The sequence below is a fragment of the Bradyrhizobium sp. LeoB3 genome, from assembly GCF_055456055.1.
Map to the genome: position 1 here is coordinate 1 of NZ_JBVBEF010000168.1, position 9,537 is coordinate 9,537.

The following is a 9,537-nucleotide window of genomic DNA, read 5'->3' on the forward strand; positions in this document are numbered from 1 at the left end:
GGGGAGAGGTAAGGCACCTCCGACGTGGCGCCAACTCGACCTGATCTCATCATGCTCTACAGCTTCGCCTTCGCCGTATCGGGCACGACGCCGAACAATTGCGCCTGCTCGGCGCGCGCGGCCTCGACGATACGGTCGGTGGCGCCCTCGATCGACTCGCGCAGCCGCGTCATGAACTCGTCGCGCCGCAAACCCGCCGGCAGCGGATCAAGGAATTCGACCACCAGCGTCCCAGGATAGCGCATGAAGGTGCGGCGCGGCCAGAACAGGCCGGAGTTGAGCGCGACCGGCAGGCACGGCACGCCGCTCTCGGCATAGATCTGCGCGACGCCAGTCTTGTAGCTCGGCGGCGCGCCGACCGGCCGCCGCGTGCCTTCCGGAAAGATCACGAGCTGGCGGCCGCGCTTCACTTCAGCCGCCGCGCGGCGCAGCGTCTTCACCAGCGAGCGCGGTCCGCCGCCGCGATCGATCGCGATCATGCCCGCCTTGATCAGGAATTGGCCGAACACCGGGATCCAGGTCAGCTCGCGCTTGAGCATGTAGAGCGGGTGGTCGAAGAAGCGCAAAAGCTGGAACGTCTCCCACATCGACTGGTGCTTGGCGGCCACGATCAAGGGCCCTTTCGGAATCTTCTCCACGCCTCGGAATTCGACCCGGATGTTGCAGACGACGCGCATCAGGAACAGCGTCGCGCTCGCCCACCATGCGGCCAGCGTCATCATCGCCCGGCGCGGCAACACGACGGTCGGGATCGCGACGATGCTTAAGCTCACCAGCACGAGATAGAACAGCACGTTGAAGATGAGCGAGCGCACGAAGATCGAAGACATCGAATTCCCGAACACGAGTTGGTCTGGTCAGTTCACCTGCGCGGTCGCGGGCCGGCGCGGCGCCTGCGCGCCGCCGGGTTGATCCAGGAATTCCGGCGTCAGGTCGAGACCGATTCTGGCCAGCCGCACCCGCACCTCCGCCGCGACATATTTGACGTATTCCGATAGCAGGAGGCGCAGCGTTCCGCCACTCATCCACCAGGGTTCGTCGCGCCATTTATCGCCGATCACCACGAACGGGATCAGCTCGACATCCGGCATCGCGTGCGACAGTTCGACGATCGCACGCGGCATGTGGTAGTTCGAGGTGACCACGATCAGCGACTTGAAACCGCGCTCACGCGCCCAGCGCCGCGTCTCTGCGGCATTGCTCCTGGTATTGACCGCGGAGCGGTCGAGATCGACGCAGCACCTGAGCAGTGCCTGATTGCTCTCGGGCAGCGAGCGGGAAATATCGCTCGCCGCATTGGTCGGGTGAACGCCTGAGATCAGCAGCCGCTTGCCGTAGCCGGCCGCCAGCAATTCCACGGCGTCGGAGATCCGCGAGGAACCGCCGGTCAGCACCACGATGCCGTCGGCGTTATGCTCGGGCTGGGTTTCGACGCCGCGCAATTGCGACAGGAACGCGACGAAACCGAACCCGGCGGCGACGAACAGCACCGCCACCGGTGCGACGATCAGCGCGCGCAGCCATCCGCGCGGCCGCGCTGGCCGGCGCTCTTGCGATCCGTCGTCGAGTTCAGAGCTCATCGGATTATGGCTGTCCTTCCCCGGACGCAATTTTAGTGCGTTTTCGGGCGAAGTGGAGTCCGGCCGTTCCATCAGTCGACATCATCGAGCGTGGCGAACAGCGTCCGCCGTGAGGCCCAGGCCGTGATCGCGGCGATCAATACCGCCTGCAGCGCCAGCACCAGATAGCCGGACGGCCGCAGCGAGAAGGTGCCGAGCAGGGCTGCGAACTGGTCACCGACCGGAGTACCCGAGAACCAGCTCGCGATCGATTCAGAGAAGCCGAAAAACAGCATCGCGACGCCGCCGCCGATCAGCCCGCCCTCGAGGCCCAGCATCAGGAAGTGCCGCAGGAAGCGGTTGGCGATGTAGCTGTCGGAGGCGCCGACGAAATGCAGCACCTCGACGATCGGCCGGTTGGCGGCCATCGCGCCGCGCGTGGCGAAGGAGACCGAGATGATGGTCGCGATGATCACGAGGGCGAGAATGCCGATGCCGGCAAACACGGTGGCGCCGCTCATCGAGCGCATGCGCTCGATCCAGGCGCGGTGATCGTCGACGCTGGCGCCGGGGGCGGCCTGCGTGACCCGCGCTCGGAGCGCTGTGAGGTCGGGCGTGCCGCCGGGCTGCACCCGCGCCACGATGACGCGCGGCACCGGTAATTGCTCGATCGACAATCCGCTGCCGAGCCAGGGCTCGAGCAGTTTTGCGGATTCCTCCTTGCTGAACGGGCGGACTTCGACGATCCCACCCTGCGTCCGCATCGCCTCCGCCGCCGCTGATGTGTCGCGCTCGAGATCGCGGCCGGGAGCCGGGCGGATCTGGATCGTGATCTCGCTTGCGACCTCCGACTGCCACTCGGCTGCGGATGCGCTGACCAGGAGCACCGTGCCCGTGGTCATCGAGGCGAGGAAGGTCATGATCGCCACGACGGCGACCAGCGCGCGGCCGGAGATCGAGGCGCGCGGCACGATCGGCGACATGTTGCGCGCGTTCGCCGACACCTGCGGGCGTTCATGCCCGAGGTCGACGAGCGGCACATGCTCTCGGCCGATCTTATTCATAGATGTGCAGCCGTCCCTGGTGCAGCACCAATCGCCGCGCCTCGTACTGGTCCATCAGCGTGATGTCGTGGGTGGCGATGATCACGGCGGTGCCGGACTTGTTCAACTCGATGAACAGGCGAAGCAGCCGCCGCCCGAGCGTCGGATCGACGCTGCCGGTCGGCTCATCCGCCAGCAGCAGTTGCGGTCGCGAGATCACCGCGCGCGCGATCGCGGCACGCTGCTTCTCGCCGCCCGAAAGGATCGGCGGCAGCGCATCCATCCGCTCGCCGAGGCCGACCCATTTCAAGAGATCGATCACCTCGCGCCGGTAGCTGGATTCGTCGCGGCCCATCACGCGGAACGGCAGCGCGACGTTCTCGTAGGTCGTCATGTGGTCGAGCAGGCGAAAGTCCTGCAGCACGATGCCGATGCGCTTGCGCAGGTTTGCGATCTGGTCCTTGCTCAGCAGCGAAACATCCTTGCCGAACAGATTCACCAATCCGCGCGTCGGCCGCAGCGACAGGAACAACAGCCTGAGCAGCGACGTCTTGCCGGCGCCTGACGGGCCGGTGAGGAACTGGAAGGAATGGGCGGGGACGGCGAAGCTGAGGTCGCGCAGAATCTCCGGGCCCAGTCCGTAACGCAATCCGACATTTTCGAACCGAACCAAGCTCTAGCTCCGCTCGACATTGGGTTGGACGTTGGGTTCAACTGGGGCGGCGGCCGGGAACCTCGAACCTTGGCTCAATCCTCGCGCCCGCTTCCGGCTGGGCCGGCGGGCCGAACAAAGCGTTTGTGCTTCGGTTATGGTTTCCGATTCGTTAACGGTCGCCTTGTAGCATCCCGGCGCATCCATGGTGGGGATTGGGCTCCATGCATATCGTTTGCCCGCATTGTACAACATCCTATGCGATCAAGCTGGAGACGTTAGGTCCGGCCGGGCGTACGGTGCGTTGTTCCCGCTGCAGGGAGGTCTGGCTGGCGCGGCCGGAGGATGCCGTCGACATCACGGCGCCGATGCCGGCGATGGCGGCGGCGGACAGGTCCGCCGCGTCCGATGCCGCCGCGGAATGGGAGGCGATGGCGCGGCAGGAGGAGGACGAGCGCACGCCTGTCGTCGACAGCCCCTCGATCTCGGCCGACTGGCCGGCGGACGATGCAGTCCGGCAGGACTGGCCGTCGGTCGCCCGGGAAGACGCCGAGGCTCACGTAGATGCCGAAGCCAAACCCCGCCGCCGGCTGCCAGGACTGTTCAAGCTGCCCACCCTGCCCCGCATCCGCATGCCCGCAACGAGCCTGCCCACCGCCTGCGCGGCGATGGCGGCGCTGATTGTGGCGCTGGTGGTGTGGCGCGGCGACGTCGTGCGCCTGTTGCCGCAGACCGCGCTGTTCTACCGGCTGGCCGGGCTCGAGGTGAATCTGCGCGGGGTGGCGTTCAAGGACGTCAAAGTCAGTCACGAGACAGTGGACGGCAAGCCGGTGCTGGTGATCGAAGGCATGATCGTCGGCGAGATCCGAAAGCCGGTGGAACTGCCGCGGTTGCGCTTTGCGGTCCGCGACGCGCAGGGCGCGGAGATTTATGCGTGGAACACGGTGCTGGAGCAGCCGGTGCTGAAGCCGGGCGAACGCGCCTTTTTCAAGTCCCGCCTTGCCTCGCCGCCCCCCGAAGGGCGCGACATCGATATCCGCTTCTTCAACAAGCGGGATCTGGCGGCCGGCGGCAAGGCTTAGAATACGAGACGTGTCTTGCGAAGGAGGTTAGCTCGATGCCGCGGGTGTTGATCGCCGACGACGAAGATTCGATGCGCTCGCTGGTCGCGCGCGCCATCGCCATGGACGGCCATGAGACCGTCACCGCGCAGGACGGCGCCGCCGCGCTCGAAATACTGGCGCGGGAGCAGGGCGCCTTCGATCTGCTGCTCACGGACATCCAGATGCCTGTCATGGACGGCATTGCACTGGCGCTCGCCAGCGCGCGCGACTTTCCGGAGTTGAAGATCCTGTTGATGACCGGCTTTGCCGATCAGCGCGAGCGCGCCTCCGGCCTCAATGCGATCGTGCACGACGTGGTGACCAAGCCGTTCTCGGTCGCCGATATCCGCACGGCGGTGGCGGATGCGCTCTCCGCGCGGAAGGTGGCGTAGGGTTGCGGGCGCGCTCTCTCCGTCGTCCCGGGCTTGACCCGGGACCCATAACCACAGGGAGGTGTTGTGGCGCGAGCAAGCAGTTGCGGCGAAGCCTACAACAACGGCCTGTGGTTATGGGTCCCGTCTTTCGACGGGACGACAGCTGTGTGTAGGAGCCGCTGTGTGTGGGAGCCGCACGTCGCGTCATTACGCGCGCAGCCTCAATAATCCTTCAGCAGCCGCTCCAGATAGTCGAGCTCGATCTGGGGCCGCGACGGGTCGGCGAGGCGGCGGCGGAGTTCTTCCAGGATTCGCCGCACGCGCTGCACGTCGATCTCGCCGGGGATCTTGACGGTGTAATCGTCGCCGAACTCGCGGCCGTGCAAGGGGCGCCCGAGCGGATCGGTCTGGTTGCCGCCGCTCTGCTGCCGACCGACGCGGTTGCCGGGGCCGTCGCCGGCCTGCTCGCCCTCACCCTGCTGCATCGCCTCGGCGAGGCTCTGCGCACCCTTGCGCAGCGCATCCAGCGCGCGGCCCTGCGAGTCCACCGCGCCATCGGCATTGCCTTCGCCAAGCCGGCCGCTGGCATCGCCCATCGCGGAATCGGCCTGATCGAGCCCGTCCTCGCCGTCGCCCTGATCGCCCTCCTGGCCGCCCTGACCTTGCTGGCCCTGCTGTCCTTGTTGGCCGCGCTGGCCCTTCTCGCCGCGCTGGCCGGGACCCATGCCGCGCTTGGCGAGCTCTTCCTGCAACTTCTGCAGCCGGTCGCGCAGCGCCTGCTGATCCTGCTGCAGGTCGCCCATGGACTGATCGCCCTGCTTGCCGCGCATGCGGTCGCGCCGCGAATCCTGGCCCTGCTTGAAGGTCTTGTCGCGCAACTGCTGCTGCTTGCGGATCATGTCGCCGAGCTCGTTCAGAGCCTGCTCCATGTCGTTGTCGCCGCTCTGGCCGGGCTGCGCCATCTGCAGGTTCTCCAGCATCTGCTGGAGCTGATCGAGCAACTGCCTTGCCGCGTCCTTGTCGCCGGAACGCGACAGCCGCTCCATGCGGTCGAGCATGTTCTTCAGGTCCTGCTGGCTCAGGACCTTGGCGTTGGGATCGAGCGGGCGCGCCAATTGCTGCGGGTTGTTGCGGAACTGCTCGGCGAGCTGGCGCATGAAATTGTCCAGCGCCGCGCGCAGATTGTCGGTGAGCTTCTTGATCTCCTCGTCGCTCGCGCCACGCTCCAGCGCCTGTTTCAAGGCGTCCTGCGCCGCGCGCAGCGCCTTGTCGACGTCGGTGATGTTGCCGTCCTCGATGGTGACGGCAAGCGCCCACAAGCTGGCGACGACCTCGCGCAGCGCGTTGTCGGTATGGGCGGCCTCGAGCTGCCGCGCCACGCTGTGCAGGCCGAGATAGGTGCCGGCCTCGGGCGTGAACATTTCCGGCGCGATCAACAGCGCGTCCAGCGCGGCGTAGACATCGGCGTTCTTGTTGGCGTCGAGCGCGAGAATGCGGCGCTGCTCGATCAACGCCCGCGCCAGCGGTTTCGTGAACAACCGCTCCGGCAGGCGCATGTTGAACGGTTCGCTCTTGGCCTCATTGCCGGCCTCGTCCTTTGCCGTCAGCGTCAGCGTCACATCCGCGCCGGCATAGGGGTCTTCGCTCAAATCCTTGACGGTCTGGCCGACGCCATTGCGGGTGCGCGCGTTCGGCAGCACGAGCGGGAATTGCGGCGGCTCGAACAGCGGCCGCACCTCTGCCGTCCTGGTTCCGGCATTCCCGGGGTCCTTGCCAGGTTCCTTGGGCGCATCGCTTGGACGCGCGACGAACTGCGCGCGCGCTTCGGTGATGCCGTAATCGTCCTCGAGCCGGTAGGACAATTGCAACGAGCCGCGCGCCTGGCGCTCGGGATCCTTGGCCAGGGCGATCGACGGCGGACGGTCAGGCGTTGCGGTAAAACGCCACAGCGGCTGGCCGGCTGGCGCGCGGACATGCGCGGTGCCGTCGCCAGCAATCTTGAAATGCCGCTCGTTGGTGCCCTTCGGCGCCTCGTCGCTCGGGGCAACCTCGGTCACGCCGCCGCCGACCACGACGTCGATATTGCCGCCGCTGGAACGCACGAGCAGCGTGCTGCCGGCGGGAACCGCCAATGGCCCGCTCTCGGCGGCAGCCGCTTCCCGGTTCGCCGACGACAGGATGATCGGCGGCTTGCCGGTATAGTTCGGCGGCGTCACCCAGGCATCGACCCGGATATTGGTCGGCGCCAGCACGCCATTCCAATCGAAGGCGGAGGCGAAACGGAGAGAACGCTCGTCGCCTGCAGCGATATAGGTGCCGACCAGCATCACGATCACCAGCGCCCGCAGGGCCCAGGGATCATGGATCGGAAGCCGCGGCGACGGCAGGCCGGCACGAATGCGCTTGAGCGAGGCCAGCGTGCGCTCGCGCTGTGCCTGCCACAGCGCCTGCGAGACCGGGTCCTGGCTCGTGAGCGTATCGCTCAGCGCGGTCGCCGGGCGATGGCGGATGCCGGTGCCGCGATCGAGCCGGCTCAAGCCCTCCTCGCGCGTCGGCCAGCGGAAGCGAACCAGCGGAAACAGCGCGCCCAGCGCCAGCAGAGCGAACAGGCCCACACCGGCGAGGCGCACCGCAAGCGGCAGCGCCAGCCAGAGTCCCGCCCAGGAGACGACCAGGAACAATCCGATGACGGTCAGAAACCGGGCCAGATACGGCCATACGCGCTCCCACGCGATCGCGTATTGTGCCCGCTGCAGGGCTTCGTTCAATTTTAGCCGCGCGACGGCGTCATGCTCGCGCGCGGGTTCAGTGGGGTCGCCGCTCAATAAAATCTCCGGGTTGCCCGACACGTCACCTTACCACAAGGGCGGCAATGAGGCACCCGTTCCGTTCCGGCAACCCACACGTGGAATTACGCATAACACGAAGGCGTGACTGCGCGTGAGCGACCCCGTAACGTCGCCGCCACAACCCCAGATCATGATCCGAAATCGGGCCATGATCTCATTTTTGTTCGGGCATGGAAAACCGGTTTCCATCTTTCCGGATCATGTTCTCTGAACTGCATGAGGAAACGTTATGGACCAAAAGACGCACGACAAAGGCCTGGAAATCCGCAAGGCCGTGCTCGGCGAGGCCTATGTCTCCAACGCGCTCAAGAACGTCGACAGCTTCAACAAGCCGTTCCAGGACCTGCTCAACGAATATTGCTGGGGCTCGGTATGGGGCCGCGAGGAATTGCCGCGCAAGACCCGCAGCATGCTCAACATCGCCATGATCTCGATCCTGAACCGGCCGCATGAATTGCGCGCGCACCTGAAGGGCGCGCTGACCAACGGCGTCACCCGCGAAGAGATCCGCGAGATCCTGATGCAGGTCGCGATCTATGGCGGCATGCCCGCCGCCGTCGACAGCTTTCGTATCGCGCGCGAAGTATTCGCCGAGATCGATAAGGCGTAACGCCTTCTCCGCCGTCGTCCCGGCCAAGCGAAGCGCGAGCCGGGACCCATAACCACAGGCGGATGTGGTTGCGAAAACTGGGGCCACCGGCCGACGCCACAACTTCTCCCTGGGGTTATGGGTCCCGGGTCAAGCCCGGGACGACAGTGAGTGTGTGGCGTGCTGTTTCGCCGCAACGATCTCACAAATAACGATGCAAACAACGATAAAGGAAACACCATGGAAATTGGATTCATCGGCCTCGGAAACATGGGTTTTCCGATGGCGCGCCGGCTGGTCGAGGCCGGGCATCAACTTACCGTGTTCGATACGCGCAAGGAGGCCGTCGAGCGGCTGACCGCGCGCGGCGCGCTAGCCGCGTCCTCGCCGAAGGCGATCGCCGACCGGGTCGAGACCGTGATGGCGAGCCTGCCCTCGCTGCAGGCCTCGCTCGAGGTCGCAACCGGCGCCGGCGGCGTGATCGAGGGTGAGCGCGTCAAGCGCTTCGTCGATCTCTCGACCGTCGGCTCGCAGATGGCGGTACGCATCCATGACCTGTTGGCGAAGCGCAACATCGTGCAGATCGATAGCCCCGTCAGCGGCGGCGTCGGCGGCGCCGAGAAAGGAACGCTGGCGGTGATGGTCTCCGGTCCGCGCGCGGACTACGAGGTGCTGAAACCGGCGCTCGACGTGATCGGCAAGGTGTTCTTCATCGGCGAGAAGCCGGGCTCGGGGCAGACGATGAAGCTCGCCAACAATTTCCTGTCGGCGACTGCGATGGTTGCGACCTCGGAAGCGGTGGTGATGGGCGTGAAGTCCGGGCTCGATCCGGCCGTGATGATCGATGTCATCAATGCGGGCTCTGGCATGAATACCGCGAGCCGCGACAAGTTTCCGCGCTCGGTGCTGCCGCGCACGTTCGATTTCGGCTTCGCCACCGGCTTGATGGTGAAGGATGTGCGGCTGTGCCTGGACGAGATGAAGTCGCTCGGCCTGTCGATGGAAGTCGCCGAGGCCGTCGGCCGCCTCTGGGAAACCGTGATCCGCGAGACGGGACCGGACTCCGATTTCACCTCCGCGATCAAGCCGGTCGAGAAAGCGGCGGGCGTCGTGGTCGGCGGGACAAAGGGCAGTCACGCAGCGAAGTGAGCCGTGCAGTGAGATGTGGTCCCGGGGCTAGCTGTCGTCGCGGGCTTGCCCCGGGACCCATAACCACAGGGCGTTTGTCGTGGCGCGAGCAAGCGGTTGCAGCGGAGCACACCACAAACACCTGTGGTTATGGGTCCCCGCTTTCGCGCTAGGGCATGCACGGATCTCTGAGGCTCCATCCGACTGCGACGGCATGGAAGTATTCAAGGCCGGTTTTGA

The 9,537-nt window shown here is 66.0% G+C and carries 9 protein-coding genes; 4 read left to right on the forward strand and 5 right to left on the reverse strand.

The window, feature by feature from the left end:
* Positions 1-56: 56 nt before the first annotated feature.
* The 4 genes from ACZXDY_RS43235 to ftsE form a co-directional block, all read right to left on the reverse strand.
* A complete protein-coding gene (locus tag ACZXDY_RS43235) occupies positions 57-830 on the reverse strand; it encodes a lysophospholipid acyltransferase family protein (RefSeq protein ID WP_464349694.1) in 774 nt (257 codons plus the stop codon).
* Between the two features lie 27 nt (positions 831-857).
* Positions 858-1,580 carry a YdcF family protein gene (locus ACZXDY_RS43240; protein ID WP_464349695.1) on the reverse strand — a complete coding sequence of 241 codons (723 nt, stop codon included), beginning with the start codon at positions 1,578-1,580 and terminating at the stop codon, positions 858-860.
* Positions 1,581-1,651: 71 nt separating this feature from the next.
* Positions 1,652-2,623 carry a cell division protein FtsX gene (locus tag ACZXDY_RS43245; protein WP_464349696.1) on the reverse strand — a complete coding sequence of 324 codons (972 nt, stop codon included), beginning with the start codon at positions 2,621-2,623 and terminating at the stop codon, positions 1,652-1,654.
* The gene (ftsE, locus tag ACZXDY_RS43250) at positions 2,616-3,275 is read right to left on the reverse strand and encodes a cell division ATP-binding protein FtsE (protein WP_130229349.1); all 660 of its coding nucleotides are present in this window, start codon (positions 3,273-3,275) and stop codon (positions 2,616-2,618) included. The genes ACZXDY_RS43245 and ftsE overlap by 8 nt, the downstream gene beginning before the upstream one ends.
* 203 nt (positions 3,276-3,478) lie before the next feature.
* Here ftsE and ACZXDY_RS43255 point away from each other — a divergent pair, with 203 nt between their 5' ends.
* Positions 3,479-4,336: an MJ0042-type zinc finger domain-containing protein gene (locus ACZXDY_RS43255; protein WP_464349697.1), complete on the forward strand. Its 858-nt coding sequence runs from the start codon at positions 3,479-3,481 to the stop codon at positions 4,334-4,336.
* Between the two features lie 35 nt (positions 4,337-4,371).
* Positions 4,372-4,749 (forward strand): response regulator, encoded by a 378-nt coding sequence (locus ACZXDY_RS43260; protein WP_028163766.1) that lies wholly within the window; start codon positions 4,372-4,374, stop codon positions 4,747-4,749.
* Between the two features lie 203 nt (positions 4,750-4,952).
* Here the strand turns inward: ACZXDY_RS43260 and ACZXDY_RS43265 are convergent, their stop codons facing one another.
* Entirely contained in the window at positions 4,953-7,556 is a 2,604-nt protein-coding gene (locus ACZXDY_RS43265) for a TIGR02302 family protein (protein WP_464349698.1), read from the reverse strand.
* Between the two features lie 253 nt (positions 7,557-7,809).
* On the opposite strand from ACZXDY_RS43265, the gene ACZXDY_RS43270 reads away from it, so the two are divergent.
* Entirely contained in the window at positions 7,810-8,190 is a 381-nt protein-coding gene (locus ACZXDY_RS43270; RefSeq protein WP_028163768.1) for a carboxymuconolactone decarboxylase family protein, read from the forward strand.
* 219 nt (positions 8,191-8,409) lie between these two features.
* Complete coding sequence (locus tag ACZXDY_RS43275) at positions 8,410-9,318, forward strand: NAD(P)-dependent oxidoreductase (RefSeq protein WP_130229353.1); 909 nt, start codon at positions 8,410-8,412, stop codon at positions 9,316-9,318.
* Positions 9,319-9,537: the final 219 nt, after the last annotated feature.